This window comes from Rhodococcus sp. IEGM 1330 (assembly GCF_033142445.1).
Taxonomy (GTDB): Bacteria; Actinomycetota; Actinomycetes; order Mycobacteriales; family Mycobacteriaceae; genus Rhodococcoides.
Genome location: NZ_JAWLSB010000002.1, coordinates 1 through 26,117, shown reverse-complemented (window position 1 = coordinate 26,117; position 26,117 = coordinate 1). Strand labels below are relative to the sequence as shown.

The 26,117-nt window shown below is 65.6% G+C and carries 27 protein-coding genes; 13 read left to right on the top strand and 14 right to left on the bottom strand.

Annotation, left to right across the window (positions count from 1 at the left end; all coding sequences use genetic code 11):
- The first annotated feature begins 9 nt into the window (after positions 1-9).
- Positions 10-1,389 (top strand): PLP-dependent aminotransferase family protein, encoded by a 1,380-nt coding sequence (locus R4P57_RS04900; protein WP_317801751.1) that lies wholly within the window; start codon positions 10-12, stop codon positions 1,387-1,389.
- 3 nt (positions 1,390-1,392) lie between these two features.
- Here the strand turns inward: R4P57_RS04900 and ggt are convergent, their stop codons facing one another.
- Together ggt and R4P57_RS04890 are read right to left on the bottom strand one after the other, a co-directional pair.
- Positions 1,393-3,315: a gamma-glutamyltransferase gene (ggt, locus tag R4P57_RS04895; protein WP_411742319.1), complete on the bottom strand. Its 1,923-nt coding sequence runs from the start codon at positions 3,313-3,315 to the stop codon at positions 1,393-1,395.
- 30 nt (positions 3,316-3,345) lie between these two features.
- Positions 3,346-5,577, bottom strand: coding sequence for a putative bifunctional diguanylate cyclase/phosphodiesterase (locus tag R4P57_RS04890; RefSeq protein ID WP_317801749.1), 2,232 nt, complete (start codon positions 5,575-5,577; stop codon positions 3,346-3,348).
- Between the two features lie 196 nt (positions 5,578-5,773).
- Here R4P57_RS04890 and R4P57_RS04885 point away from each other — a divergent pair, with 196 nt between their 5' ends.
- Positions 5,774-6,484, top strand: a complete 711-nt coding sequence (locus R4P57_RS04885; RefSeq protein WP_317801748.1) for a Clp protease N-terminal domain-containing protein — start codon at positions 5,774-5,776, stop codon at positions 6,482-6,484.
- On the opposite strand, the gene R4P57_RS04880 is transcribed toward R4P57_RS04885, so the two are convergent.
- Positions 6,481-7,455 carry an NAD(P)/FAD-dependent oxidoreductase gene (locus tag R4P57_RS04880; RefSeq protein WP_317801747.1) on the bottom strand — a complete coding sequence of 325 codons (975 nt, stop codon included), beginning with the start codon at positions 7,453-7,455 and terminating at the stop codon, positions 6,481-6,483. The two genes, R4P57_RS04885 and R4P57_RS04880, sit on opposite strands and share 4 nt — an antisense overlap.
- Before the next feature lie 237 nt (positions 7,456-7,692).
- Between R4P57_RS04880 and R4P57_RS04875 the strand changes: the two genes are divergently transcribed.
- A complete protein-coding gene (locus R4P57_RS04875) occupies positions 7,693-7,935 on the top strand; it encodes a hypothetical protein (RefSeq protein WP_317801746.1) in 243 nt (80 codons plus the stop codon).
- Here R4P57_RS04875 and R4P57_RS04870 read toward each other — a convergent pair.
- Positions 7,932-8,114, bottom strand: coding sequence for a hypothetical protein (locus R4P57_RS04870; protein ID WP_317801745.1), 183 nt, complete (start codon positions 8,112-8,114; stop codon positions 7,932-7,934). The genes R4P57_RS04875 and R4P57_RS04870 overlap by 4 nt on opposite strands.
- A gap of 252 nt (positions 8,115-8,366) precedes the next feature.
- Between R4P57_RS04870 and R4P57_RS04865 the strand changes: the two genes are divergently transcribed.
- Both R4P57_RS04865 and R4P57_RS04860 read left to right on the top strand, forming a co-directional pair.
- Entirely contained in the window at positions 8,367-9,257 is an 891-nt protein-coding gene (locus tag R4P57_RS04865; RefSeq protein WP_317801744.1) for an SGNH/GDSL hydrolase family protein, read from the top strand.
- 57 nt (positions 9,258-9,314) lie between these two features.
- On the top strand, positions 9,315-9,956 hold the full coding sequence (locus R4P57_RS04860) for a LysE family translocator (protein ID WP_317801743.1): 642 nt from the start codon (positions 9,315-9,317) through the stop codon (positions 9,954-9,956).
- Here R4P57_RS04860 and atzF read toward each other — a convergent pair.
- The 5 genes from atzF to R4P57_RS04835 are packed head-to-tail and all read right to left on the bottom strand — an operon-like array spanning position 9,881 to position 16,632.
- On the bottom strand, positions 9,881-11,662 hold the full coding sequence (gene atzF / locus R4P57_RS04855) for an allophanate hydrolase (RefSeq protein WP_317801742.1): 1,782 nt from the start codon (positions 11,660-11,662) through the stop codon (positions 9,881-9,883). The genes R4P57_RS04860 and atzF overlap by 76 nt on opposite strands.
- The gene (locus tag R4P57_RS04850; protein WP_317801741.1) at positions 11,652-13,664 is read right to left on the bottom strand and encodes a 5-oxoprolinase/urea amidolyase family protein; all 2,013 of its coding nucleotides are present in this window, start codon (positions 13,662-13,664) and stop codon (positions 11,652-11,654) included. Before R4P57_RS04850 ends, atzF begins: the two co-directional genes overlap by 11 nt.
- The gene (locus R4P57_RS04845; protein WP_317801740.1) at positions 13,661-14,299 is read right to left on the bottom strand and encodes an urea amidolyase associated protein UAAP2; all 639 of its coding nucleotides are present in this window, start codon (positions 14,297-14,299) and stop codon (positions 13,661-13,663) included. Before R4P57_RS04845 ends, R4P57_RS04850 begins: the two co-directional genes overlap by 4 nt.
- The gene (locus tag R4P57_RS04840) at positions 14,296-15,078 is read right to left on the bottom strand and encodes an urea amidolyase associated protein UAAP1 (protein ID WP_317801739.1); all 783 of its coding nucleotides are present in this window, start codon (positions 15,076-15,078) and stop codon (positions 14,296-14,298) included. Before R4P57_RS04840 ends, R4P57_RS04845 begins: the two co-directional genes overlap by 4 nt.
- Before the next feature lie 6 nt (positions 15,079-15,084).
- A complete protein-coding gene (locus tag R4P57_RS04835) occupies positions 15,085-16,632 on the bottom strand; it encodes an amino acid permease (RefSeq protein ID WP_317801738.1) in 1,548 nt (515 codons plus the stop codon).
- Positions 16,633-16,819: 187 nt separating this feature from the next.
- On the opposite strand from R4P57_RS04835, the gene R4P57_RS04830 reads away from it, so the two are divergent.
- Genes R4P57_RS04830 through R4P57_RS04815 form a run of 4 tightly spaced genes read left to right on the top strand, consistent with a single transcriptional unit; the run spans position 16,820 to position 19,449 of the window.
- On the top strand, positions 16,820-17,521 hold the full coding sequence (locus tag R4P57_RS04830; protein ID WP_317801737.1) for a TetR/AcrR family transcriptional regulator: 702 nt from the start codon (positions 16,820-16,822) through the stop codon (positions 17,519-17,521).
- The gene (locus tag R4P57_RS04825; protein WP_317801736.1) at positions 17,518-18,183 is read left to right on the top strand and encodes an SDR family NAD(P)-dependent oxidoreductase; all 666 of its coding nucleotides are present in this window, start codon (positions 17,518-17,520) and stop codon (positions 18,181-18,183) included. The genes R4P57_RS04830 and R4P57_RS04825 overlap by 4 nt, the downstream gene beginning before the upstream one ends.
- A 14-nt stretch (positions 18,184-18,197) precedes the next feature.
- On the top strand, positions 18,198-18,638 hold the full coding sequence (locus R4P57_RS04820; RefSeq protein WP_317801735.1) for a cupin domain-containing protein: 441 nt from the start codon (positions 18,198-18,200) through the stop codon (positions 18,636-18,638).
- The gene (locus R4P57_RS04815; RefSeq protein WP_317801734.1) at positions 18,631-19,449 is read left to right on the top strand and encodes a fused MFS/spermidine synthase; all 819 of its coding nucleotides are present in this window, start codon (positions 18,631-18,633) and stop codon (positions 19,447-19,449) included. Before R4P57_RS04820 ends, R4P57_RS04815 begins: the two co-directional genes overlap by 8 nt.
- Here R4P57_RS04815 and R4P57_RS04810 read toward each other — a convergent pair.
- Genes R4P57_RS04810 through uraD form a run of 5 tightly spaced genes read right to left on the bottom strand, consistent with a single transcriptional unit; the run spans position 19,446 to position 23,434 of the window.
- The gene (locus tag R4P57_RS04810) at positions 19,446-20,222 is read right to left on the bottom strand and encodes an IclR family transcriptional regulator (RefSeq protein ID WP_317801733.1); all 777 of its coding nucleotides are present in this window, start codon (positions 20,220-20,222) and stop codon (positions 19,446-19,448) included. The two genes, R4P57_RS04815 and R4P57_RS04810, sit on opposite strands and share 4 nt — an antisense overlap.
- A gap of 31 nt (positions 20,223-20,253) precedes the next feature.
- The gene (locus R4P57_RS04805) at positions 20,254-21,657 is read right to left on the bottom strand and encodes a nucleobase:cation symporter-2 family protein (protein WP_317801732.1); all 1,404 of its coding nucleotides are present in this window, start codon (positions 21,655-21,657) and stop codon (positions 20,254-20,256) included.
- A 10-nt stretch (positions 21,658-21,667) separates the two neighbouring features.
- Complete coding sequence (gene pucL / locus R4P57_RS04800; RefSeq protein WP_317801731.1) at positions 21,668-22,558, bottom strand: factor-independent urate hydroxylase; 891 nt, start codon at positions 22,556-22,558, stop codon at positions 21,668-21,670.
- 5 nt (positions 22,559-22,563) lie between these two features.
- Positions 22,564-22,902 (bottom strand): hydroxyisourate hydrolase, encoded by a 339-nt coding sequence (gene uraH, locus R4P57_RS04795; protein WP_317801730.1) that lies wholly within the window; start codon positions 22,900-22,902, stop codon positions 22,564-22,566.
- Positions 22,895-23,434, bottom strand: coding sequence for a 2-oxo-4-hydroxy-4-carboxy-5-ureidoimidazoline decarboxylase (gene uraD, locus R4P57_RS04790; RefSeq protein WP_317801729.1), 540 nt, complete (start codon positions 23,432-23,434; stop codon positions 22,895-22,897). Before uraD ends, uraH begins: the two co-directional genes overlap by 8 nt.
- Before the next feature lie 233 nt (positions 23,435-23,667).
- Between uraD and R4P57_RS04785 the strand changes: the two genes are divergently transcribed.
- The 4 genes from R4P57_RS04785 to R4P57_RS04770 form a co-directional block, all read left to right on the top strand.
- On the top strand, positions 23,668-24,063 hold the full coding sequence (locus R4P57_RS04785; protein WP_317801728.1) for a gamma-glutamylcyclotransferase: 396 nt from the start codon (positions 23,668-23,670) through the stop codon (positions 24,061-24,063).
- Between the two features lie 12 nt (positions 24,064-24,075).
- Complete coding sequence (locus tag R4P57_RS04780; protein WP_317801727.1) at positions 24,076-24,948, top strand: hydroxypyruvate isomerase family protein; 873 nt, start codon at positions 24,076-24,078, stop codon at positions 24,946-24,948.
- A 2-nt stretch (positions 24,949-24,950) separates the two neighbouring features.
- Positions 24,951-25,838, top strand: coding sequence for a 2-hydroxy-3-oxopropionate reductase (locus tag R4P57_RS04775; protein WP_317802299.1), 888 nt, complete (start codon positions 24,951-24,953; stop codon positions 25,836-25,838).
- A 1-nt stretch (position 25,839) separates the two neighbouring features.
- On the top strand, positions 25,840-26,117 hold a 278-nt coding region (locus tag R4P57_RS04770; protein WP_317801726.1), incomplete at its 3' end, for a thiamine pyrophosphate-binding protein.

The following is a 26,117-nucleotide window of genomic DNA, read 5'->3' as shown; positions in this document are numbered from 1 at the left end:
TTCACTTCCATGGCAATCGAACGGGTCACTTCGGTCGATCTGCATCTCGATCTCGACCCGTCCGGCTCCCGCCGGGAGGCATTGGCCACGGCGCTGCGCGACGCCGTCCGCGGTGGCAGGCTCGAACCGGGCGTGGCTCTCCCCTCCTACCGTGCGTTGGCTCTCGACCTCGGAATAGCCAGGAACACCGTCGCCGAGACGTACGCGAAACTGGTGGACGAGGGATGGCTGACGGCTCGGCAAGGATCGTCCACCCGTGTGGCACATCGGGCCCAGCCCGCGCCGGTCATCAGCGCGGCGATCGCACCGCAGCCGCGGCCGCTCTTCGATCTGCGGCCCGGTCGGCCGGATCCGACGTCGTTTCCGCGGTCGGTCTGGTTGGCCTCGGCTCGACGGGCGATCAACGACGCGCCGTCGGATGCGTTCGGCCCTGGTGATCCGCGCGGGCGTATCGAACTGCGCACGGCGTTGTCGGACTACCTTGCGCGGACCCGTGGGGTGCGCACCGATCCGCAAGGAATTGTGGTGTGCTCGGGCTTCTCTCAGGCGCTCACGATGCTGAACGACATCGTGCCCGCCGGACCCGTGGCGCTCGAATCCTTCGGTTTGCCCTTCCATCGGGACATCGTCGAAAAGTCTCGCCCGACGGTGGCGGTGGGTGTCGACGACAAGGGTTGTTTTGCAGACGATCTCGGTGCCACTGCGGCATCGGTTGCGGTGCTCACTCCCAGTCATCAGTTCCCCACCGGCGCCGCGCTCGCGTCCGAGCGCCGAACCGCGGCAGTTCAGTGGGCCCGCGACGTCGACGGGACGGTGATCGAGGACGACTACGACGGTGAGTTCCGGTACGACCGGTCGCCGATCGGTGCGATGCAGGGGCTCGATCCCGATCGCGTGATGTACGTGGGTTCTGTATCGAAGAGCCTGTCCCCTGCTGTGCGCATCGGGTGGATGGTGGTTCCGGACCGTCTGATCGACGCAGTGGTTGCGGCAAAGGGGGTCCGCGAGTCGACCGTGGCCACGGGTGATCAGCTGACCCTGGCGGAGATGATGGTGTCGGGACGATACGACCGGCACGTACGGACGATGCGAATGCGCTATCGAGCCCGGCGAAACCTGCTGCAGAAGAACATGGCCGGCACCGGATCCGGCGTGGGTATCAGGGGAATCGCGGCCGGGCTGCAGGCTGTGGTCACTCTGCCGCCTGGATGCGAGACCGAGGCAGTGGCAGAGGCCGCGAGAATCGGACTCGCCATCGAAGGGCTGTCGACCTTCCGGCACCCGGCAGCGGCCGATCCCGCGTATGACGGCCTCGTTGTCGGCTTCGCCGCTCCGACCGAGAATGCCTATCCCGCAGCGATTGCAACCCTGATGTCTGTTCTGCCCTGAGCGTTACCCGCCCAGTACCTCACCCTCGCGGCGGGGGTCGGCTCCACCGATCCAGCCGCCGTCGGTGCGCTGTAGCGCGCTCAGTCCACTGGACTGGTCTGCGACCGACACCTGGTGGCCCATCTCTCGGAGTTGCACGACCACCGGATCGTTCTCGCCCGAGACGTTCGGGTGTTCACCGCCGTAGTTGGTCGACGGTGTGTTGGCCGCACCGAAGTCGACCATCGACACCGCCTGCTGTGGATCCATACCCCAATCGAGAAGTCCCACCAGCGTTTTGACGACGAACTGGATGATCACCGAGCCTCCGGGAGAGCCGGCGACGAGCACCAGATCGCCGCGTGCGCCGTCTTCGTAGCGGTCGAAGACCAGGGTCGGAGCCATCGAGCTACGCGGACGCTTTCCCGGCTCGACGCGATTGGCCACCGGCGTACCGTCCTCGGCCACCGGTGATGCTGCGAAGTCGGTGAGCTGATTGTTGAGCAAGAAGCCGTCGACCATGTGGAACGAGCCGAAGGCCGACTCGACGGTCGTCGTCATCGAGGCCGCGTTGCCCTGGCTGTCGACGACGGAGATGTGGCTGGTGCCGTACTCGGGATCGGTGGAGGAGGCGAACTGCACCGGGCCGAAGTCGCCGGGCTGCGCTGTGCCCATCGACTTGCCCTCGTCGATCAGTCCTGCTCGCTCGCTGAGGTATTCGGGATCGAGCAGCGCATCGGGTGAACCACCGGGCAGGGGAACGAAATCCGGATCGGCGACGTATTTGTCGCGATCGGCGTAGGCCAGGCGCTCGGCCTCGGCGATCAGGTGCACACCCTCGGCCGTCGGGGTTCCGCCGTTGGCGTCCATCCCCGTCGGCGCGTATTGCGACAGATCGAAGTTCGACAGAATCCCCATCGTCGACGCCACCGCGATACCGCCCGAGGACGGGCCGGGCATACCGCAGATGTCGTGGTCGCGGTACTCGGTGCACACTGCCGTGCGGGTCTTGGGCTCGTACGCGGCGAGATCCTCGAGCGTGATCTGTCCGGGGGTACGGCCGGCGGTGGTGTCGGCGGTGGCGTCGACGATGGCCTGTGCGATATCGCCGGTGTAGAAGGCGTCGGCCCCGTCGGTTGCGATGGCGGACAGCGTCTTCGACATCGCCGGGTTGTTCAGCACCGTCCCGGCGGGCTTGCCGGTGCCGTCGGGCTGCAGGAAGTAGTCCTTGGACGCGGGGTCGAGAGCGAGCTTCGGTGCCGAGTCGGCGATGGACGAGGCCATCCGTGGGCTGATCTCGATTCCGTTGTCGGCGAGACCGATTGCGGGCTGGAAGAGCTCACCCCATTGCTTGGTGCCGTGATCGTCGTGGGCCTGCTCGAGCATCCGCAGCACCCCCGGGACGCCGATCGAGCGACCACTCGAACGGGCATCGGGTTGCGGAAGAGTGCGATTCACGTCGTCGATGTACCGCAGGTAGTCCCCGGTTGCGCTCATCGGGGCGGTTTCACGGCCGTCGTAGCTCTGTACTTCGCCGGTGGCTGCGTCGTAGTACATCAGGAATGCCCCGCCCCCGATGCCCGAGGACTGGGGCTCGACGAGGCCGAGCACCGTTTGCGCGACGATGAGCGCATCGGCCGCGGTGCCGCCGTCACGCAGAACCTCGCACGCGGCTTCGGTGGAGACCGGGTTGGCCGTCGAGACGGAGTACGAGGGCGTCTCGACGGGGGTCATGTCCGATCGATACCCGGTTGCCACTTCCGGATTGGTGGAGATGTCGCCCGACCCACTGCTCGGTGATCCGCTGCTCGGTGTGCCGCCACTGGCACCGAGGACACAGCTGTTCTCGGCCGCGGAGTCGGGATCGGTGCTCTCGCTGCTACTGCACGCGGCGAGCGGCACCAGCAGCAGGGCACATGCAAGGACAGTCGAGCGGTGCACTCCGATTGCAGACACCGCCCGACGCTAACATCCGGCTCACCTGCCGGCACGGGTCTCGGCAGATTCGAGCAGCCAGTGCGCGATGGGTGCCGGCCTGCCGAACAGAAAGCCCTGCGCGAAGCGGCATTCGAGAGCCTCGATGATCGCAGCCTGCTCCTCGGTCTCGACACCCTCGGCCACCGTGGCCACCGGCAGCGCCGACGCCATGGCGACGATCGCGCGAATGAGCTGAGTGTCGGATTCCGAACTGCCGATCTGGTGGACGAAGGACTTGTCGATCTTGAGCAGTGCGATCGGCATCGCGCGCAGCCTGCTCAGCGAGGAGTAGCCGATACCGAAGTCGTCGAGAACGATGAGCACACCCATCGCGGCGAGTCGATCGAGAACGCTTTTCGCCGTGCCCATGTCGTCGATCAGGACGCTCTCGGTTATCTCGAGTGCCAGATCTGCTCCGTCGAGGCCGTACTTGTCGAGCAGTCGCCCGACGATGACCGGCAACGAATCGTCTCGCAATTGCATCGGAGACACGTTCACCGACATGGTGACGTTCTGCCCGTTGGAACGCAGTGTCACCAGATCGGAGATCGCGGTGCGCAGCACCCATTCGCCGATTTCCTTGATGAGATTGGTCGATTCGGCAATCGGGATGAACTCGTTGGGGGTACGCACTCGCCCCTGCCAGTTCCAACGCACGAGTGCCTCGTAGACGACGGTGGCGCGCGAGGCGGTCTCGATGATCGGCTGGTAGTACACCTCGAGCTCACCGCGTCTGATCGCGCCGCGCAGCGCGGTCGCGGTCTCGATCGCGGACGTCGCTCGGGCACGCAGGGACTCGTCGAAGAACGCGTAGCGCGCCGCGCCGAGAGATTTGGCGTGATACATCGCGGTGTCGGCCTCGCGGATGGCGTCGTGCAATCGGTCCGCGTCTGCTATCCCCACCGAGGCCGTGACGTATGCCGTCGCGGCGCTCAGGGGGAACGGCTCGTTCGTCCGATCGATGATGCTGCGGGCCAACGCTTCTGCTCCGCCGCGATCGCGGCGGGTCAGCACGACGAACTCGTCACCGGCGTACCGAACCACGGTGTCGGCGGCGCCGACTGCGGCGCGGATGCGTCGCGCTGCGGCCACGATGAGTTCGTCCCCGACGCGGTGGCCGTACGAGTCGTTGACCATCTTGAAGTTGTCGAGGTCGACGAACAGGACGCACGTGCGTCCCGGAGTCTGGGTTCGCTCGAGTCGAGTGAATTCCTCGTCGAGCATCGTGCGGTTCGGTAGGCCGGTCAACAGATCGTGAGCGGCCAGATATTTCGCGTGCTCCTCGCCGACCTGCACTCGGGTCAGCGCGCGTTCGCCGCGCAGGAATGCGCCCACCAGTATCGATGCGAGCAACAGGGACCGGACGATCAGATCTCCGGTGGATACGGCCGAGCCCAGCAGCGGCACCGTGGCGCAGACGACCAGCAGCGTCACCACGAACACGACGCGTCGGCTGCTGTGTGCTGGTGCAGGAGTCTGCCGCTGCGAGACGGTGCGCATCGACGGATCGAGGGCAGCCATCGCCAGGGAGAGATACGCGAACAGGTAGATGCCGTCGAGCAATCCCGAGGACGGCGCGTCGTCGGTGGTGGCAGCGAACGCGTACGAGACGTCGCCGACGAGTGTCGCGACGAGTGCGATCAGGGCCCACTGGAGCGCAGCGGTGCGAGGTTTGGACGAGAACAGCAGGTAGGTGGTCAGGGTGATCAGTGCTGCGTCGATCGCCGGATACAGCCCGTTGACCACCGTCGATGCCGACGAACGGGGAGATTCGAGGGCCGGGGAGATGAACAGCAACCACGACAGGAACAGTGTGCCGAGGAAGATCAGGCCGGCGTCGACCAGTGGAGTGATGTCGTCGATCGACTGCCGATCTCGGATCCACCGCGAGAGTGCGTACCCGACGAGTGCGTACCCGGTCAGTGTGAACAGATCCGGCAGCAGCGGAAACGAATGATTCAGTGCGGTGGGATCGCTGCGCAGCGAGACCCCGAACATGAACAGCACCGAGGCACCGAACAGTGCCCACCAGCATCGAGAGTCGTCGGGACGGTATCTACGGATCGCGGCGCTGATGGCCAGAACCGAACCGACAGCGACGGTGGCCAGGACACCGGCCCGCACTCCGGCGTCGCCGAGAACGAAGACGATGCTCGCGACGACGACCACTGCCACCAGACCGGCGGTCCGGATCGTGTGCATGGCGAAGGGCGCAGCGACCTTCGTATTCATCGAAGGACCTACTTCCTTCTCGCTCGTGACGTTCGCATGGCTGTTCGCGACGCCTCCATGGGTGAATATACGTCTTTGCGCAGCGCACACGGGGCCGAAGTTCGACCTGGCGCGCGAAGAAGTTCAACAGTTTTGCGAGGGCACAGTGTCGTCAACCGAGGGTTGACGACGAGCACCGTCAACCTAGAGTTGACGCATGACGCAACCACTGAAGATGACGAACCCCGTCCGTCTCGACGATCTCATCGACGCCATCGAGAAAGTGCACACCGATGCGCTCGACCAACTCTCGGGTGCGGTGATCGCGGCCGATGCCCTCGGCGAGGTGGCCGATCATCTGATCGGACATTTCGTCGATCGGGCCCGCCGCTCCGGGGCGTCCTGGACTGCGATCGGCGCATCCATGGGCGTCAGCAAGCAGGCGGTGCAGAAGCGCTTCGTCGCGAAGGGCGGCGACGATCCCGCCGATCTCGATGCCAGTCAGGGTTTCTCGCGCTTCACCCCGCGGGCGCGCAACGTGGTGGTCGGAGCGCAGAACGAGGCTCGGGCCACTGCCAACGACTGCATCACCACCGGGCACCTGATTCTCGGTCTGCTCGGCGAACCCGAGGGATTCGCGGCGAAACTGCTGGGCGCTCAGGGCCTCACGCCTGAGCAGATCCGTTCTGCGGTGACGGCGACCCTGCCGGAACCGGCCGACCCCGTACCCGATCTCGTGCCGTTCGATGCCGGTGCCAAAAAGGTGCTGGAACTGACCTTCCGTGAGGCGCTTCGGTTGGGACACAACTACATCGGCACCGAGCACATTCTGCTGGCACTGTTGGAGAACGAGGACGCCACGCTCGCCTCGCTCGGCGTCCGCAAGGACACCGTCGAAGACGGGCTGGCGGCGGCTCTGGGAATCTAGGAAGCGATGGCCTTCGCTCGTTCGACGGCGATGCGAACCTCCTCCTCGATCAGGTCACCGTTGATCGCAGCGCCTGCCTTGACTCCGGCCGCGGACGCCGCCACCACGGTGTCCATCGGTGCAGACACGTTGCCTGCAACCCACACGCCGGGCACGGATGTGGCACCGACGGGATCGGCCTCGACGTACGTGCCGAGGACATGGTCGTTCATGACCATCTCGGTCGTGCCGATCCCCAGCGACACCAGGACGTCTGCGCGGGAGGTGAAGTTGGGTCCTACGACCAGCGCGTCGAGCCGGATCTGTGTGCCGCTCGCGAGTGTCACTCCGACGATGGCGTCGCTGTCGACATCGACCCGAGCGATCTCCTCGTCGACGACCTCGATGCCACGTGCGGCGAGTCGCTCGAGTTCCTCGGCGGCCAATTCCGTTGCCGTGTGCGCGAACACCGTGACGTGCTCGGTGAGCTGACGCCACATCTGTGCCCGGTGCCCGAGCATGGCGCTGCCGATGATGCCGATCCTGCGATCCCGTACCTCCCAGCCATGGCAATACGGGCAATGCAATACGTCGCGCCCCCACCGATCGGCGAGGCCGGGGATGTCGGGCAGGACATCGGTGAGGCCGGTGGTGACCAGGAGGCGGCGGCCGCGGACGACGGAACCGTCGACGAGAGTCACCTCGAACCCGGTGTCGGTTCGACTCGCGGACGCCGCGATGCCCTCGACGATGTGTGCGCCGTAGTGGCGCGCCTCGTCTCGGCCGAGTCGAACCAGCTCGAGAGGCGACTCCCCGTCGCGGGTGAGGTAATTGTGGGAATGTGCTGCCGGAGCGTTGCGGGGATCGCTCGCGTCGATGATCGCGACGGATCGTCGAGAACGGCCGAGAGCCACGGCGGCGCTGAGCCCGGCGACTCCGCCGCCGACGATGATCGCGTCGACCGGAGTGTGTCGATCGGTGTCTGTAGTCATGTGGAGAGTGTCCGACACAACCCTGATGTTGGCAAGAAAAGTTGCCAGAACGGCAAATGGTGGAAGCTAAAAATACCTCACGACGTGATTGAACGCCCAGATTCGGCCAATCGCCGAATTGTGATCGTGCCGACAGGCACCGAGGCTGCCAATGGTCGATGTAAGCGCCGATCTACCGCTTGAACAGGGCGTTCACTCGAGGTCTACTGGTCGGCAAGTATCGAGCCGGGGGGGCGAATGGGGCACTTCGAGATCGGCGAGACCGTGATCACGGTCCGCAACCTGGGTCACGTGCGATGGCGTAGCGGGATCCCCAAAGGAACCGTGGGAATTGTCGTCGGCGTCGATTGGCTCGGTGATGCTCGCGTGAACTTCACCGTCGACGAGTCGATGCTCACCCGAAGTGAGACGGTGGAACACATCGTCGCCGACGGTGACGTCCGCACGCTGCGGGCCGCTCCCCGCCGTCTGATCGGTTAGTTGCTGTCGGTTCGCTCGTCGTCGGTCGCGGGACCGGTTTCGATGGCACCGCCCTCACTCGACCAATCGTTGTCCTCCGCCGCAGCGGCCGGATCGGACGTCACGTCTTCCTTGGCGTCGGGAGCAGTGTCGTCGTTCTTCGAGTCGCTGTTCTTCGAGTCGCTGTTGTGGGTAGTCATGATTCCGGGGTACCCGCGCGGTGCCGAAGCAATCGTCGACACCGCGCGGGCAAGCGTTCGGTGGTCTCTACAGCCCGAAGGGCAGCGTTCCCGGTGCCAGCTCGAAGCCGCTGCTGCCAGCGGAAATGGAGCCGAAGCCACTGAGGATCTGGTTGATGAACGCGGTGATCATGTAATTCCTCTGTTCGATGCGATGGACTGTATGTCCTGGACAACCCGGTCGAGGTTACCGGCAGCTGTAGCGTCGAAGCTGTGAGGAGCCAGGGAATTCTCGTCGGTCTTGCTGTGTCCGCCTGTCTGCTTGCGGGCTGCTCGTCGGACTCTTCGGTATCCGAAGGGCCTGCGCAGGCGTCGGAAGCCCCGGCGTCGGCGAACTACGTCGCGTTGGGTGATTCGGCCGCATCGGGTCCGCGGATCCCCGACCAGGTCGGCGCACCGGGTTGTCAGCAGTCCGACGCCAACTATCCGCACGTGCTCGCCGAGGAATTGGCAGTGGGCTCCTTCGTCGACGTCACCTGCTCGGGCGCCGTCACCGAGAACATCGTCTCCACTCCGCAGGGCACGTCCAGCGGTGAGGTTCCGGTGCAGCTCGATGCACTGTCTGCAGACACCGATCTGGTGACGATCACGATCGGCGGAAACGACATCGGACTGGTCTCGACGGCCGTGGGCTGCCTGACCTTCACTGCGTCGTCGGCGACCAACGTCTGCAAGGACCGGCTCACTGCGGGTGGCGTCGACACCGTCGCCGCCGCCACCGCGGAGAAGGCCCCGAGCTGGGGAACCATGCTCGACGCGGTGGCCGAACGTGCGCCCGACGCGCGGATTCTGGTTGTCGGTTACGGCACCTATCTGCCGGACGGCGGCTGTTTCCCCACCCAGCCGATGCTGCCCGAGGACGCCGACTACATCCAGGGCAGCATCACCGCCATGAACGAGGCTCTGCGGACTCAGGCGAACGAGCACGGTGCGGAATTCGTCGACACCGAGCTTGTGAGTGTCGGCCACGATGTGTGTGTCGCTGCCGACCAGCGGTACTTCGAGGGGGTCGTCCCGCAGAATCCTGCTGCGCCCCTGCATCCGACGGCGGCGGGGATGGCAGCGATCGCCGATGCGGTGGCCACCGCCGTGCGTGCTCGATAGCCACGAGTTGTCGACTGGCTCTACTCGGTCGGTGTGTCGGCGTGAAGTGTTGTCCGCATGGTGTCGTATTCCGCAGTTCTCGGAGTGTTCGCAGTGGCTCTCGCGTTGGTTCTGACGCCGGGGCCCAACATGATCTACCTTGTCTCGCGCAGCATTTCGCAGGGCCGACGGGCGGGCCTGGTGTCGCTGGCCGGAGTCGCCCTGGGCTTCCTGGTCTATCTCACGGCCACCAATCTCGGCCTGGCAGCGGTGTTCACCGCCGTGCCCGCGCTGTACACGGCGGTCAAGCTCGCCGGCGCGGCCTACCTCGCCTGGTTGGCGCTGCAGGCCTTGCGCGGCACGGTCTCGGCCTTCGAACCGACCGAGCTGCACCAGGATTCGACGAGGCGGCTGTTCACGATGGGCTTGGTGACCAACCTGCTGAATCCGAAGATCGCGATCATGTACATCTCGGTCATCCCGCAGTTCGTCGATCCCGCGGCCGGACACATTCTGCTGCAGGGATTCACGCTCGGCGGCGTACAGATCGCTGTGGCCGTGATGGTCAACCTGGCGATCGTGGTGCTCGCCGGATCGATCGCGCAGTTCCTCGCCGTACGACCCACGTGGCTGAGGGTGCAGCGCTACGTCATGGGCACGGTGCTCGGACTGCTCGCGGTGCGGGTCGCCACCGACGGAGGCAAACCGGTCCCGGCTTGAGCCCCGGCATGATTCGACACAGCTCGATATGCGCGCCAGCCGCCGAATTCGGTGATGTCGGTTCCGGCCTCGGCCGCGTCGTGCGCGCAGCAGAATCCGGTGACCCAGCGACCGTCGGACAACTCGACCGGGCCCAGACCCATCGGCGCGGGCAATCCCGCGAGGAAGGTTCCGAGCGCGGCAGCGGACATGCGATACAACTCTCCGGAGATGGGAGCGCCGTCGCCTGCTCGCCGAACCAGACCGGGCTTGGGCGGGGTGGTGTGCAGATCCACCAGCCGGTAGTCCCTCGTGGTCGTCACCTCGCCGCTGAATCGCGCACCGCGATCGGTCAACTGGTGGTGCACCGGAAAGCCGCGCAGATGCGCACCGACGGCCAACACCTCGATACCGTCGTCGATCAACGACGGTGACGCAACGCCGCTCAACTGTGCAGCCAGGTCTATCGCGACCTGATCCTCGAATGCAGGCACGACGAACATGACGCCGAACGGGTTGCCCTCGTGCGTCGGGGTACCGGGGACGGCCACCGCGGCCATGTCGAGCAGGTTGCAGAAGTTGGTGAACGTGCCGAGGCGTCGATTGATACTCATCGGATCCGACTGCACCGCAGCGATGCTCGGATGTTCGGTGGTGGTGGGCAACAGCAGGCCGTCGAAGCCGCTCAGCAGTGCGCGGGCCGCAGTCTCGGCTCTGGCGAGCGCGTCGAGATCGTCCACGTACCGGTGCGCGGACGGCCCTGCCGCCGATCGGACGATTGCGGACACCGTGGGATCGGCACCGGCAGGCGCGGTGTCGAGAAACTTCCCGACGGCCGAATAGCGCTGCGCCACAATCGCTCCGTCGTACAGCAGTGTTGCCGCATCGAGCAGCGTCGAGATGTCGACCTCGGCGTGGGAAATACCCTTGTCGGCCAGGCCGGCAACCGTCTCCTCGAATGCCCGACGGTACGCCGGGCTCATCGACGTCAGATCCTCACCTCGTGGGACGGCGACGCGGGGCTGCGGGGACGCGGCGAGCCGTACGTCGGCCGGCCAGGCCCGGCTGCGTGGATCGGTGGCGGTTGGCCCGGTCATGACTTTCATTGCTGCCGTGGCACTGTCGAGATCCCGCGCGAGAACGGTGACGCAATCGTAGTCGGCGCACGCGGGCACGAGGCCGGTGTTCGGCACGATACCCAGCGAGGTCTTGATGCCCACGATTCCGTGGAACGCTGCCGGTACTCGACCTGATCCTGCTGTGTCGGTACCGATTCCGATGTCCACGACACCCAGTGCAACCGCGACGGCGGAACCGGAACTCGAGCCTCCCGAGATCAAAGTCGGATCCCAGGCGCAGCGCACCGCGCCGTAGGGGCTGCGGGTGCCGACGAGTCCGGTGGCGAACTGGTCGAGATTGGTCTTGCCCAGCACCAGTGCACCCTGGCTCGTCAGTCGCTCGACGGCGGTGGCGGAGACAGTGGGTGTGTAGGCGAATTCGGGGCAGGCCGCGGTGGTGGGCAGACCCGCCACGTCGATGTTGTCCTTCACTGCGACGAGCACACCGGCGAGCGGTAGATCCGCACCGGCCGCGAGCGCCTCGTCGAGGGCGACGGCCTCGGCAAGCACGTCGTCCTCCTCACGCAGGGTGATCCACACCTCGGGGCGATCCACCTCGGCAATACGCTTGTACGCCAGGAGAACTCGCTCTCGTACCTCAGGCTGCATCGGTCTTGCCCTTCGTCGTATCGAATTCTCCGGCTGCCGACCACGCGTCGCGCTCGGCACCGAAGGCGACGGCTTGCGTCGCGCGGAACTCGGCGATGGAGTCCGCGTTGGTGTCCAGGAAGTTCTCGTGCTCGGCGAGGGAGAACTCACCGTCGGTGATCTGTACTCCGCCGCCGCGACCGGCCGCCAGATCTGCGCGTAGGTCCATCAGTTCCTCGGGTTCGACCGAGTACCAGGAGATTCGGTCGAAGAACCGGAGCAACCACGGGGTGCCCTCCTCGAACGGGCCGCCGCTGTAGGCGGCACTGTGGTTCCACACCTGCGTGGTTCGACCCACGAACTGGTATCCGCCAGGACCCTCCATGCCGTAGATGCACAGGTACGCCCCACCGATGCCGACGGCGTTCTCCGGCGTCCACGTTCGCGCCGGGTTGTACTTGGTCGTCACCAGTCGGTGCCGCGGATCCAACGGGGTCGCCACCGGTGCGCCCAGGTACACGTCACCGAGACCGAGGACCATGTAGTCGGCGGCGAAGACGGTGTCGAACACTTCTGCCACCGAATCGAGTCCGTTCATTCGCCGGATGAACTCGATGTTCCAGGGGCACCACGGGGCATCGGCGCGCACACCGTGCATGTACCGCTGAATCGCCTCGCGGGTCGAGGGGTCGTCCCATGAGAGCGGGAGCCGAACCTGGCGGCTGGGAACCACGAGCTCCGAGGCTGCGGGAAGATCGTCCTCGACCTCGGACAGCAGACCCATCAACGAATCGATCGACAGCACATCGGGATTCACCTTCACCTGCAACGAGCGGATGCCGGGAGTCAGGTCCACCAGGCCGCGGGGTGCGAGAGCCTCGACCCGCTGATGCAGGGCGTGCACCCGGGCCCGCAGTGCCAGGTCGAGTTTCATGTCGCCGTACTCGACGAGCACGTTGTCATCGCCCGAGCGGCGGTAGGTGACGCACGTGTCGGCGTCGCGTCGGGCGATGACGCCGTCGTCACCGTCGCCGCCTGCGGAGAACACCGCGGGCAGAGACGCGCGGCGAGCGAGACCGAGTGATCCCAGCGGCGCGGTGGACGCGGCCTTCACGGGAACGAAGCGGATGGTGTCACCGGGTCGCAGCTGGCCGAGCTTCCACCGCTCTGCTGCGACCACGGTGACGGGACAGACGAATCCGCCGAGGCTCGGGCCGTCGGGTCCGAGCAGGATCGGGGTGTCGCCGGTGAAGTCCAACGCCCCGACGCTGTAGGCGTTGTCGTGAATGTTCGACGGGTGTAGCCCGGCTTCTCCGCCGTCGGCTCTGGCCCATTGCGGCTTCGGCCCGATCAACCGGACCCCGGTGCGATCGGAGTTGAAGTGCACCTCGTAGCGAGTGGCGTAGAGGGTGTCGATGTCCGCGCGGGTGAAGAACTCCGGTGCGCCGTGTGGGCCCTCGGTGACGGCGATGTCCCAGCTCGACGTCAGCACCGGCAGGTGTTCCATGGGAATCGGCCCGAGAATGTCCGGGTTGTCCGAGCGCCCGGCCAGACCGATGACGTTGCCCTCGCCGAGGGTGCCGCCGCGATGCCCGCCGAACTTGCCGAGCGTGAAAGTCGCCGCGCTGCCCAGATAGTCGTCGACATCGAGGCTGCCCTGGATCAGCACGTAGACCCGTAGCCCGTGCCCGGTGGTGGTGCCGACATCGAGGGTGGCACCGGCGGGGACCAGGACCGGTTTCCACTGCGGGGCCGGTCGGCCGTCGACGCGCACCGGTACCGCAGCACCGGTGACGCAGACGTAGGTGTCGGCATCGAAGGTCAATGCCGGCCCGGCCATGGTGGATTCGAGTCCCGGAGCACCCTCGGGATTGCCGAGCGCGGTATTGCCGAGCCGGAACGACAGGTCGTCCATCGGTCCGGACGGCGGTACGCCCACCTTCCAGTACCCGATGCGGCCCGGCCAGTCCTGCACCGTGGTGAGCATCCCTGGCCGCTGGATGGTCATCTTGGTCGCGTTCATGCCCCCGCCGACTCTCGCGTCACGATCATCCGCACCGCGGTGGGGTCGAATCCGTTGCAGGGGTTGTTGATCTGCGGGCAGTTGGATACCAGCACCAGCGTGTCGATCTCGGCACGCAACGACAGCTTCTTGCCGGGAGCAGAGAGGCCGTCGACGATGCCGAGGGTGCCGTCGGCGTCGACGGGGACGTTCATGAAGAAGTTGATGTTGGGCACCAGGTCTCGTTTGCCGAGTCCCCACTTGGAACCTTCGATGAGGAAGTTCTCGACGCACGCGTGCTGATGCTGTGTGTGGTGGCCGTAGCGGAGGGTGTTCGACTCCTTGGAGCAGGCACCGCCGACGGTGTCGTGGTTGCCGACCTCGTCGTCGACGATCGTCATGATCGGCGTCGAATCATCGCTTCGCAGCAGGGTTCCGGTGGTGAGGAACAGGTTCCGCTGCGCGGTGACGGTGGCGGGGGCGGAGTACCGGATGGAGTGATCGTGCGCGCCGTACATCAGGGTGTCGACGGCCTGATTTCCGTACAGATCGACGATGGTCAGTACGTCACCCGCCTCGACGACGGCGGACCAGGGGCCGAATGCGGGGGCGATCTCGTCTCGAACGATCGTGGTCTCGAGTGTTCCTGTGCTCACTGTGCTGCCTTCCATGCGTCCTCGGTGTTCTGCACTGCGCGCTGGTATTCCGGTTCCGTGTTGCCGAGAGCGAGTAGTTCCTCCGGGGCCCGCCACGCCAGCACGTCGAGAGCTGTCGTGGGGTACTCGGACCTCGGGTCCAGTGGGTGAGCGGTGTTGGCGAGCAACACGATCACCGGCAGATGGATCAGCAGATCCACCGAGCGTCCCGGCCCGGCCGAGCCGGTGCTGATCAGGGCCCCGTCGGCCGCGACGGTGACGCCGTGAAAGAACGACAGGGACGGCGCGACGTCGCGTGGTTCGAGGCCGTGCTTGGCTGCGGCCAGGGTGAACAGTTCTCGCCCGGCCGGAGCCGACGAATGTGGTCCGCTGACGCCGTATTTGGCGATGTTGGTTGCCGAGGACGTAGTGCCGCAGAGGGCGTCATGGCGGCCGGAGGTGTCGTCGACGATGGTGGCCAGAACGCGGCCCTGGTCCGAGAGCAGGGGATGGCCCGAGCTCAGGTACGCCTGCCACGGCACCTTGACGGTGTCGGCGGTGTTGAGTCGTTCCCACGGGGCGTCGGCGCGGTAGAGCAGCAGATTGGCGCAGGCGTCACCGTCGACGTCGACGAGGCGTAGCCGGGTTCCGCGAGCGAGGACCTTGGTGGTGTAGCTGCCGCCGGGGACCGACTCTGCCCACGTGAGCTCCGAGATGCCCTCCGGTGCAGTGGGTGCAGGCGCGACGGTCGCCTGGGATCGTGCATGTTCCTTGGCGGAGTGGGTGGTTGCCGTGGTCATGGTGGTTCAGGCTCCGATCGTGACGGGCTTGGGGTGGGCTTTGCCGCGGGGTAGGCAGGCGATGCCCACGACGATCACTGCGAGGACGGTCAGTGGTGCGGCCCACCGCAGGAGTGGGAATTCGCCGGTGGGGTCGAAGATCTCGGCGCGCGGCCACGACAGGTTGACCACCATCAGTCCGCCGTAGAGAACCGCGGCGATGTTGACGGGCAGGCCGAGGCGTCCGAGCGTGAAGAGCTTCTCGCCGTCGCTGTCCTTCTGTACTCCGCCGTGCGGCCAGCCTTTGAGCCGCTGGATCAGCAGCGGGACGGTGACCATCATGTACGCGAGGTAGATCAGCACGATGCAGACACTGGACAGCGTGGTGAAGATCGCGGAGTTGCCGACGTTGACGGCCAGGATCGCCACGCAGGCCAGACCGATCAGAACCGATGGTGCGATCGGGGTTCCGGTGCGCGAGTTGACCTTCGCGAGAGCTGTCGAGGCGGGCAGTCGTCCGTCGCGGGCCATGGAGAACATCAGGCGCGATGCCGCGGTCTGGATGGCGAGGGTGCAGATGAACACGGCAATCGCGACGTCGACGAGCAGAACCTTGCCCCACGGCGAGGTGAGGATGGAGTCGATGACATACGGAAGGCCCTGCGTCGCAAGCTCACCGTCGGTGAGGCTGGGAGCGGCCATCAGTGCGCCGACGATCATCAGGCCGCCGCCGAGGGCCGACGCGGACAGAGCGAGCCGGATGGTGCGTGGCGCGACGCGTCGGGGATTGCGGGTCTCCTCGGCGAGCTCGCCCGCCGAGCCGAATCCGACCATGACGTAGGCGGCCATCAGGCCGGAGACGATCCAGGCACCGATGTAGCCGGGATCGGCTCCGGCACTTCCGGTATCGAAGACCACCTGCGGTCCACGCTCGGCGTGGGTGAAGAACACCAGTACGAGGGCGATGACGCCGACGATCTCGCAGGTGACGCCGATGCTGTTGATCCGCGACATCCAGTTCACGCCGATGCAGTTGATGGTGGTGGTGAGGACCAGCAGAATCGAGCCCAGCACAACGGCATTGGCGGCACCGCTCGGTGAGGTGAGTGCGGTGTCCTCGCCGATCAGCTGGAATCCGCCCCAGATGCTGGGCAACACCACCTGCAACGCGATCGCGGCGGCGGAGGCGGTGACGATCTGCGCGATGATCATGAACCACCCGGCGAACCAGCCGACCAATTCACCACCCATGCGCCGGGACCAGTGGTAGATGGCACCCGAGATGGGATAGCGGGCAGCGAGTTCGGCGAAGTTCAGCGCCACCATGAACTGCCCGAGAAACACCAGGGGCCAGGTGAGGAAGAAGGCCGGGCCACCGAAGCTGAAGCCGAGTCCGAAGAGTTGGAAGATGGTCGTCAGAATCGAGACGAACGAGAAGCCGGCCGCGAAGGACGCGTACTTACCGAGGCTCCGGTGCAGCTGCTGGTCGTAACCGAGGGCAGCGAGATCCGAGTGGTCCGAGCTGCGGACCGGTTCCGAACCCGCGCCGGGGGCCGGCAATGTTGTCGAGCTCATCATGTCTCCTACGGGCGAGGTGGGTGGTGAGTGACCGCCCGCTGCATCGCCGAGGCGGGTTTCTGTCAGTTGATAGTTTTCGGCACCGTCGTTCCCGCGCGGTGTCCGTCGTGCAACAAGCTCGTTTCGTCTATTTCGATCAGATGACAGAAATCTCACCGTCACGTGGGCCTGACAAGATGCAGTCATGACCGGCGCAGGCAGACCCAGGCTGAGCACGAAGAAGCGGGCGGGCGACACCGCTCGCGAGGAAATTCTCGACGCCTCGGCCGAGCTCTTCACCACTCGCGGATTCACCAGTACGTCGACTCGCGTCATCGCCGAGGCCGTCGGACTGCGTCAAGCCTCGCTGTATCACCACTTCGCCACCAAGGACGACATCCTCGACGCGCTGCTCAGCGGCACCGTCGATGCACCGCTGGCCGTCGCGCAGCGCATCCGCGGCTCGGCGGCCGATGCCGCAACCCAGATGTACGCGCTCGCCTACTTCGACGCCGAGCAGCTCGCCGCGTCCACCTGGAATCTCGGCGCGCTGTACCTACTGCCCGAACTGCGCAGTGAGCGCTTCGAGACTTTTCGTGACCATCGGTACACGCTGATGAGTCTGTACGCGGCTATCGCGTCGGACACGTTGGTTCAGCTCGGCTCCGAGTGCCGAAAGGGCACCGAGGACCTGCCGTTTCGCCTGGTGGAGACCGTGGTGAATGCACGTGCCGATCGAGAGAACGGGCGCGGCGACCCCACAGCCGATGCAGCCGGGATCGCCGCAGCCGCAGTGCGCGTGCTCGGTTGGGCCGGAGATGTCAGTGCGCTGCACCAGAGCGCTGAGACCCTGCTCGAGACGGTGGTCGGAATAGTCGAGGATCGTCGGTCCTTGCATCTGACATGACGTCCATAGCAATTGTCGGAGCAGGTGCAGGTCTCGGAGCAGCAGTGGCGCGCAAGTTCGGCGCGCAGGGTCACTCGGTGGGCCTGATCTCTCGTAACCGGTCCCGTGTCGACGCGTTGGCCGATCAGCTCGTCGCCGATGGAGTGTCGGCCAAGGGCTTCGTCGCCGACGTGCGTGACCCGGCGTCGATCGCCGCAGCGCTCGAGCAGGTCACCGAAACGCTCGGCCCCATCGAGGTGCTGCAGTACAGCCCGCTTCCGCAGAAGGACTTCATGCGGCCCGTACTCGAGACCACCCCGGCCGACATGGTCGGTCCGGTCGAGTTCTCCATCTACGGTCCCATCGCCGCCGTCCACCAGGTCCTGCCGGGAATGCGATTCCTCGGCAAGAACAAGGGCACGATCCTGTTCGTGAACGGCGGCTCGGCCGTGAAGCCCGGTCGTACCGTCACCGGCACGTCCATCGCGTTCGCAGGCCAGGCAGCCTATGCACAGCTGCTCAACGAGGAGTTGGCCGAGGAGGGAATTCAGGTGTCGCAGTTGATCATCGGTGGTGCCATCGATGGCAGCGATCCGAAGAAGAGCCCCGAGGCTCTCGCCGAGCAGCTGTGGAGCCTGCACACCGAACGGGACAGGTTCCGGGTTCAGGTCTCCACGGACTGACTAGGGTTGGGTGCATGACGTCGCTGCCCGACTGGGCTCTGAGCCTCGACCTGGCACCCCACCCGGAGGGTGGTTGGTTCAAGGAGACCTGGCGCAGCGAGGTCACGATCCCACAGGAGTTCCTGCCCGACGGCTATCCCGGTCCCCGCGCGGCAGGCACGGCCATTCTGTTCCTGCTCATGCCCGGTCAACAGTCGGCATGGCACACCGTCCGCGGCACCGAGATGTGGCTGTATCACCGCGGTAGTCCGGTGCAGCTCGACCTCGGCGGCTCCGGGGACGAGCCGGGAACCGTGACCTCGCTGCTGGTCGGACCGGACTCGCCCCAGCAGATTGTGCCGCCGTCGGTGTGGCAGCGGGCGCGGCCGATGGGCGAGGAGCCGAGTCTGGTCAGCTGCACCGTCACCCCGGGATTCGATTTCGAGGACTTCCGGCTGGAGGACTCGAATGGGTAGGAAGCGTGAGTCCGCTGGAGGGCTGACGCCCGGTCTCTTCGAAATCGACTCGGGCACCTGCGAACTGGTCCGCGACACGTTCTCCGACGACGGCTGGGTCGTCAACGTCAACGACGTCCCCAGTTCGCACATCGACATGAACGATCCGACGGTGCTCGAGTTCGAGTACATGCGGTGGATCTCGGGACTGGTTCGGGCGCAGTGGGATTCGAGCTTTCCGTTGCGGGCGTTGCACCTCGGCGGCGGGGCGTGCACGCTGGCTCGCTCGTTCACCGCGGAGTATCCGGGGGCGCGTCAGGTGGTCGTGGAACTCGACGGCAAGCTCTCGGAACTGGTACGCGAGTGGTTCGACCTGCCGCGAGCACCGCTGCTGCGCATCCGCGTCGGCGAAGCCAGAGCAGTCACCGAAACGCTGAGCGAGAACAGTCGCGACCTGATCGTGCGAGATGTGTTCGCCGGAGCCACAACTCCGGCCCCGCTACTCACAGCCGAGTTCACCACCCATGTCCGACGCGTCCTCTCGCCCGGCGGTATGTACGTCGTCAACTGCGGTGATCGTCGCGATCTCTCGCTCGCGAAGCAGGAGGCGTCGACCATTCGGAGTATCTTCCCGCACACGGCGATCGTCGCCGATCCGGCGATGCTCAAGGGCAGGCGCTACGGCAACATCATCATCGCCGGCAGCGACGTGCCGATCGGAAATTCGCCGTCACTGGCTCGTGAACTACTCGGCGGCGCGGTTCCGGCGCACGTGTGGTTGACCGAGGAAGTGCACTCCTTCGCCCGCGACGCGAGAGTATTGAAGGATTAGGGAGCGGGAACGTTGCTCGCGAGATCTTTCGCCAGTCGCTCGGCGGCCGAGATCAGCAGGGGCACGAACTGCTCGGCCGACTCCAGCGTGACCCGAGCGGTGGGCCCGGCGATGGACATCGCCGTGAGCGTCGGTGCACCGATCACCGGTACGGCGAAGCAGCGCACTCCCACTTCCTGCTCACCGTCGTCGATGGCGTACCCGCGTTCGCGGATCACAGCGAGGTCCGCGAGCAGCGCGTCGAGGGTGGTGATGGTGTTGACGGTGCGAGGGGCCATGCCGAGCCGGCCGACTATCGCGCGGACGGAGTCGTCGTCCAACTGCGACAGCAATGCCTTGCCGACGCCGGTGGAATGCGGCAGCACTCGCTGTCCCACCTCGTTGAACATCCGCATCGCGTGTTCGGACGGCACCTGCGCGACGTAGACCGCCATATCGTCCTCGAGGAAGGCCATGTTCGAGGTCTCGTGCGTGATCCGGACCAGTTCGGCGAGGTACGGCTTCGCCCATCCCCCGATCAGCTTGGATGCGCTGTCACCCAGGCGAATGAGTTTGGTACCCAATGCATATCGACGGGACGGCAGGCGCCTGACGTAGCCGAGGGACACCAGGGTCCCGATCAGTCGGTGCACGGTCGGCATCGGCAGATCGGTACCTTCGGCCAATTCGCTGATTCCGATGGATCCGCCCGAGGCGGCCATGATGTCGAGCAGCTCGAACGCGCGCTCCACGGACTGCACCCCGCCACCTGCCGCCACAGTCCCACCTCGCATGCTCGTAGCTTCTACCGATCTCGATAGAACACTACTGGTGATGCCGCGTCGCCACCGGTGGTGCAGCGGTGACCACCGAGGGCGAGGGTTTCTGGCCGATCGTGACGACGTTGAACAGAATGTTCAGCACGACGGCGACGATGCTCGCGGCACTGATACCCGAGTCGAGCACCACGTGCACCCAGTCGGGGAACGCTGCGTAGAAGCCCGGCACCGCGATGGGGATGACACCGAAGCCGATGGCCACCGCCACGATGACGAGGTTGAGGTTGCCGTCGAACTCCACCTTGGACAGCGTCCTGATGCCGCTGGCGGCGACCGAGCCGAACAGCACGATGCCCGCACCGCCGAGCACCGGCAGCGGCACCGATGCCACCACGAGCCCGAGGATGGGAAAGAGTCCGAGGAACAACAGCACCGAGCCGCCGGCTGCGACGACGTAGCGGCTCTTGATTCCGGTGACCGCCACCAGTCCGACGTTCTGGGCGAACGCACTGGCCGGGAAGGTGCCGAACACGGGAGCGATGGTGGTGGCCACCATGTCCGCGCGCAGCCCGTCGCCGACGCGTCGGGCATCGACGTCGGTGCCGACGATCTCGCCGACGGCCAGAATGTCGGCGGTGGTCTCGGTCATGATCACCAGGATGACGACGACCATCGACATGATCGCCGCCACCTGGAATGTCGGCGCTCCGAATGCGAACGGCTCGGGGAAGCTGAAGATGGCACCGTCGCTCACACCGGAGAAGTCGGCCTTGCCGACGAGGACGGCGAAGACGGTGCCGACCACGATGCCGATCAGAATCGACAGGCGCGAGAGTGTCCCCTGCACGAGTCGGCTGACGAGCAGAACCACCACGAGGCTGAACGCCGCGAGCCCGATATTGGACATCGAGCCCCAGTCGGTGGCCTGCTGATCACCGCCCATCGCCCATCGAACCGCGACGGGCAGTAGCGAGATACCGATGACGGTGATGATCGTGCCGGTCACCACGGGTGGGAAGAAGCGCACGATCTTGCTGAAGAACGGGGTGATGAGGATGCCGATGGCACCGGCGGCGATGATGGCCCCGAACACCGAGTTCAGTCCACCCGGACCGCTTGCGATCGCCACCATCGTCGAGACCGACGCGAACGAAATACCCTGCACCAGAGGGAGCTTGGCCCCGAAGTACGGCAGGCCAAGGGTCTGCAGCAGGGTGGCCGCTCCGCTGACGAACAACGCGGCCGAGACCAGCAATGCAATCTCGGTGCCGGTCAGCCCGGCCGCGCCGCCGACGATGAGGGGTGGTGCGATGACGCCGCCGTACATCGTCAGGATGTGCTGCAATCCATAGAGATACGACCGGCCTATAGACAACCGCTCGTCCTCGGGACGGGCGGGGTCATGTGGCGCATGAGTGCGTTTCGTCAGCTTCGGGGTCGTCAGTTTCACGGCGGCGCTCCTAGCAGAATCCGGGAACGGTATCCCAGGCGCGGCCCGCGTCCGGGGCGTCGTCGCGCTGCACCGTGGCCTCGATCAGACCGTAAGGGCGATCTGCGACGTAGAAGACCTCACCGGGGTTGTCGAGTCCGAACGGCTCCAGGTCGACGAGGAAGTGGTGGATGTTGGGCATCGAGAATTTGATCTCGCCGATCTCCGGGTGTGCTTCGAGAACCTGCTTGCCCATCTGGAACAGGCTCTGCTGCAACGCAAGAGAGTGCGTGGACGCGAAGGCGTCGAGCATGATGGAACGGACGTCGTCGAAGGTCTTGTCGAAGTCCAGTTCGGTGGTGAGGTATCGCCAACGGGCGCTGACCGACGTCGCCAGGATTCGGTCCGTGGTCTCCTTCAGCGTGGTGTACCGGTCCTTCGGGTAACCCCAGAACTCGGATGCCGTCGAGTTCAGCACGACGAGGTCGCTGATTCCGGAGACGATGGAAATGTCGGCACCGTCGATGGTGACGATCGTGTTCCGCTTCTCGTCGCCGGCCTTGACGAACGAGTGGTCGTAACCATCACTCCCGTTCGCGATTCGCGACCAGGAGTACTGCTCGATCTCCCAGCGGCCGCCGCTGATCCAGTCGAAGCTGTCGGTGAAGTGGGCTCCGAGACGGAGGGCGAAGTTCTCGATCGCGCCGATGCCGTCGCGGGCGAATGCGTACACGGTGTTCTTCTGGGTATCGGTGGCGACGACATGAGCGTTGTCGCCCTCGATGTGGACGGCCTCGAGATCGCCACGCAGCTGCGAGGTGACGCTGACGTCGGTGATCCGGTGGCGGGGCGTCTCGCGGTCGATGCGGACGAGTCTGCATTCGGCTTTGCCGTACTGGTTTGCTCCGAGCACTATGGTCATGGGTTCTAGCTCCCTCGATAGGTGGTGAAAGCGAACGGGCTCAAAAGAAGTGGGATGTGATAGTGCTGATCGGGTGAGGTGATCTCGAAGGTGACGACGACCTCGGGATGGAAACATTCGGTGTGCTGGGCCGCGAAGTACGCGCCGGTTGCGAAGGTGAGGCGGTAGATGCCCGGTTCGAGTTCGGTCGGACCGAGGGCTCCGACCCGGCCCTGCTCATCGGTGACGGCGTCGGCAACCGGGGTGCCGTGGTGATCGGCCAGTGCGATCGAGACACCCTGCGCAGGAACACCTCTGGCCGCATCGAGCACGTGAGCGGTCACCTGGCTCCTCGGGTCAGACATCGCCGAGACTTCCTGTTGCACGAATCTCGGCGATCTCCCGCAGTTCGTGTTCGACGACGGCGGACTCGGTCTCGGGGTCGTTGCCGAGCCTGCTTTGCAGAGCGTCGAGAACCGCGTGGGCATCTCGCCCTGCGGCCCTGATCAGAAATACCTGCCCGAACCGGTTCTCGTAGGCCAGATTTCCCGCTCGTAGCCGCTGTTCGACGCTCGCGTCGGAGATGTCGACGCCGGATTGTTCGGCGTTCGCGTACTCCGCACTCGCATCGTGATTGCCGGGTCTCTCGCCGATGCGCGGATGCACGGCGAGTGCTCGACGCACCTCATCGGCTGTCAGTGGTGCGGCAGCGCGATGGATGGCGTGACGTAGGGCCTGCACGTCGGTGAACGGTCGGGCGCTCAGAACGTCCTCGACCCAACGAGGCACGTCGAGGCAGAGCGAGAGCGTACGTGCCGCATCGGTCTCGAAGGCCGTGTTCAGATCGGCGACGACACCCGAAGTATCGAATTCCGCAATACGAAATGATGATTCCACCAAACGAGCGTGACACCGATCACATCCAGTGTCAAGGGCTGATTTCGACCTGTCCGCGTCGAGCCGTCGAGCGTTGCTGCACTGCGGCATTGGGCACGTCACCCATGCGGTCCATGCGCCCGGGTCTTGACAGATCCACGTGGCGCACGCCACACTCGAAACACAAAACGGAATCGTTATTCCATAATGCGGACTTTGAGTACGGTCCGTTCGAGCCCGAGAGGAACGACTTCATGACGGAGCTTTTCTGCAACGGTGGTGCGATGCGCGGCGGCAGCCTGCACCACAACGTCTCGTCCCACCCGTTCGTGGGAACAGTGCGCACCACCCCGAACTACCGCTTCTTCTCGGTGCGTGACGAGTTTCCGGCACTGTTGCTCGACCACACCGCCGGGGCGGCCATCGAAGGCGAGCTGTACGACATTCCTCTCGACGACATCCGAACGGCATTCCTGCCGGACGAACCGCCGGAGCTCGAGCTGACCGTGGTCGCGCTCGACGACGGGCGTTCCGTACTCGGCGTCGGCCTGCGACCCGGAGTACTCGAGGCGCAACCGGACGAGCTGACCGACATCACCTACGCAGGCAGCTGGCGTCGATACCGCGGACTGCCGCAACCTCAGAACTGAAAGGCACTGTGCATGAATCTCTTTGCTGATTCTCGACTCCAGTACACCGTCAACTGCTCCATCCTCTTCACTGATATTCCCCTTCTCGATCGTCCACAGCGCGCCCGAGACGCCGGCTTCGACGCCGTCGAATTCTGGTGGCCGTTCTCGAACCCGGTCCCATCCGATGCCGACGTCTCCGCGTTCGTGTCGTCCATCCGCGATGCGGGCGTACAGCTCACCGGACTGAACTTCGCCGCAGGCGACATGCCCGCCGGTGATCGTGGGATCCTCTCCGATCCAGCGCAGGTGCAGACGTTCCGCGACAACATCGACGTCACCGTCGGAATCGGCGAGCAGCTGGGCACCCGGGCCTTCAATGCCCTGTACGGAAACCGCATCGGCGGCGTCGACCCGCTCGACCAGGACGAGGTCGCGATCGAGAACCTGGCCGCAGCCGGGAAGGCCGCGGCGAAAATAGGTGCGGTCGTGCTGATCGAGCCCGTGAGCGGCGCACCCGCCTACCCGCTGAAGTCCGCTGCCGGAGCCGTCGCCACCATCCGCCGCGTGGCCCGTGAACAGGACGTACACAATCTGCGTCTGCTCGCGGACCTCTACCACCTGGCCGTCAACGGAGACGACGTTCCCGCAGCGCTCGAGGCCCACCACGACCTGATCGGGCACGTACAGATCGCGGACTCCCCGGGCCGCGGAGAACCGGGCACCGGATCGCTCGACCTCGGCGGACAGCTCGCCGGCCTCGCGGCACGGGGGTACGACGGGTACGTCGGACTCGAATACAAAGCCACCCGCGAGGACACGTTCGACTGGATTGATAGGGGTCGTTCCGCAGGCTCCACTCCCGGCCTCGAACAGGCTCTTTCCACCGGCACCACTACCAAGTAGGGATTGATATGAGCACCATTGCATTCATCGGCCTCGGAATCATGGGCAGCCCCATGTCCGTGCATCTCGCGAAGGCGGGCCACCAGGTGGTCGGCTACAACCTGACCCCCGATCGCACGGGTCCTCTGGTCGAGGCAGGCGGCACTGCGGCCGACTCGATCGCCAAGGCGGTCCACGACGCCGACATCGTCGCGATCATGGTCCCCGACTCCCCGGATGTGCAGGACGTCCTGGTGGGTGAGGGCGGTGTGTTCGACAATGCTCGACGCGACGCGCTGATCATCGACTTCTCGAGCATCCGTCCCGACGTCACCGCCACGTTGGCTGCCGACGCGACTTCGCGCGGCTTCCGCATCCTCGATGCCCCGGTCTCCGGTGGCCAGGCCGGTGCCGAGAACGCGACGCTGTCGATCATGGTCGGGGGCAGTGCGGACGACTTCGCCACGGCCAAGCCGATTCTCGATGTCGTCGGCAAGACCGTCGTGCATGTGGGTCCGAGCGGCTCCGGTCAGACGGTCAAGGCTGCCAACCAGCTGATCGTGGCCGGCAACATTCAGGTCCTCGCCGAGGCGATCGCATTCCTCGAGGCCTACGGTGTCGATCTGGCCGCGTCGGTGGAGGTGCTCGGCGGCGGCCTCGCCGGTTCGGCGGTGCTGAACCAGAAGGCCCAGAAGATGCTCGACCGCTCGTTCGAGCCCGGATTCCGCATCGACCTGCACCACAAGGATCTCGGAATCGTCACCTCGGCCGCACGCGAGGCGGGGGTCGTGATTCCGATGGGCGCAGTGCTGGCGCAGCTGATGGCTTCCGCCCGCGCCAACGGCGATGGTGGACTGGACCATTCGGCACTGTACCGCGGTGTCGCTCGCCTCTCGGGTAAGGACAACTGACATGGCCAAGATGCGCGCGGCCGATGCCGCGGTGAAGATCCTCGAACTCGAAGGTGCAACAACCGCATTCGGTCTCCCCGGTGCTGCGATCAACCCGTTCTATGCGGCGATGCGCAATCACGGCGGGATCCGCCACGTGCTGGCCCGCCACGTCGAAGGTGCCTCGCACATGGCGGAGGGGTTCACCCGCGCCGCACCAGGCAACATCGGGATCTGCATCGGTACCTCCGGCCCGGCCGGCACCGACATGATCACCGGGCTGTATTCGGCCATGGCCGA

Excerpts from the sequence above, each read along its gene's own strand:
- R4P57_RS04785 (WP_317801728.1), top strand. The coding sequence starts at position 23,668 with ATGACGGAGCTTTTCTGCAACGGTGGTGCGATGCGCGGCGGCAGCCTG.
- atzF (WP_317801742.1), bottom strand. The coding sequence starts at position 11,662 with ATGCAGCCTGAGGTACGAGAGCGAGTTCTCCTGGCGTACAAGCGTATT.
- R4P57_RS04885 (WP_317801748.1), top strand. The coding sequence starts at position 5,774 with ATGACGCAACCACTGAAGATGACGAACCCCGTCCGTCTCGACGATCTC.
- R4P57_RS04860 (WP_317801743.1), top strand. The coding sequence starts at position 9,315 with ATGGTGTCGTATTCCGCAGTTCTCGGAGTGTTCGCAGTGGCTCTCGCG.
- R4P57_RS04810 (WP_317801733.1), bottom strand. The coding sequence starts at position 20,222 with ATGCGAGGTGGGACTGTGGCGGCAGGTGGCGGGGTGCAGTCCGTGGAG.
- R4P57_RS04890 (WP_317801749.1), bottom strand. The coding sequence starts at position 5,577 with ATGAATACGAAGGTCGCTGCGCCCTTCGCCATGCACACGATCCGGACC.
- pucL (WP_317801731.1), bottom strand. The coding sequence starts at position 22,558 with ATGACCATAGTGCTCGGAGCAAACCAGTACGGCAAAGCCGAATGCAGA.
- R4P57_RS04815 (WP_317801734.1), top strand. The coding sequence starts at position 18,631 with ATGGGTAGGAAGCGTGAGTCCGCTGGAGGGCTGACGCCCGGTCTCTTC.
- R4P57_RS04825 (WP_317801736.1), top strand. The coding sequence starts at position 17,518 with ATGACGTCCATAGCAATTGTCGGAGCAGGTGCAGGTCTCGGAGCAGCA.
- R4P57_RS04880 (WP_317801747.1), bottom strand. The coding sequence starts at position 7,455 with ATGACTACAGACACCGATCGACACACTCCGGTCGACGCGATCATCGTC.
- R4P57_RS04870 (WP_317801745.1), bottom strand. The coding sequence starts at position 8,114 with ATGACTACCCACAACAGCGACTCGAAGAACAGCGACTCGAAGAACGAC.
- R4P57_RS04830 (WP_317801737.1), top strand. The coding sequence starts at position 16,820 with ATGACCGGCGCAGGCAGACCCAGGCTGAGCACGAAGAAGCGGGCGGGC.
- uraH (WP_317801730.1), bottom strand. The coding sequence starts at position 22,902 with ATGTCTGACCCGAGGAGCCAGGTGACCGCTCACGTGCTCGATGCGGCC.
- R4P57_RS04840 (WP_317801739.1), bottom strand. The coding sequence starts at position 15,078 with ATGACCACGGCAACCACCCACTCCGCCAAGGAACATGCACGATCCCAG.
- R4P57_RS04820 (WP_317801735.1), top strand. The coding sequence starts at position 18,198 with ATGACGTCGCTGCCCGACTGGGCTCTGAGCCTCGACCTGGCACCCCAC.
- R4P57_RS04900 (WP_317801751.1), top strand. The coding sequence starts at position 10 with ATGGCAATCGAACGGGTCACTTCGGTCGATCTGCATCTCGATCTCGAC.
- R4P57_RS04850 (WP_317801741.1), bottom strand. The coding sequence starts at position 13,664 with ATGAACGCGACCAAGATGACCATCCAGCGGCCAGGGATGCTCACCACG.
- R4P57_RS04875 (WP_317801746.1), top strand. The coding sequence starts at position 7,693 with ATGGGGCACTTCGAGATCGGCGAGACCGTGATCACGGTCCGCAACCTG.
- R4P57_RS04835 (WP_317801738.1), bottom strand. The coding sequence starts at position 16,632 with ATGAGCTCGACAACATTGCCGGCCCCCGGCGCGGGTTCGGAACCGGTC.
- R4P57_RS04780 (WP_317801727.1), top strand. The coding sequence starts at position 24,076 with ATGAATCTCTTTGCTGATTCTCGACTCCAGTACACCGTCAACTGCTCC.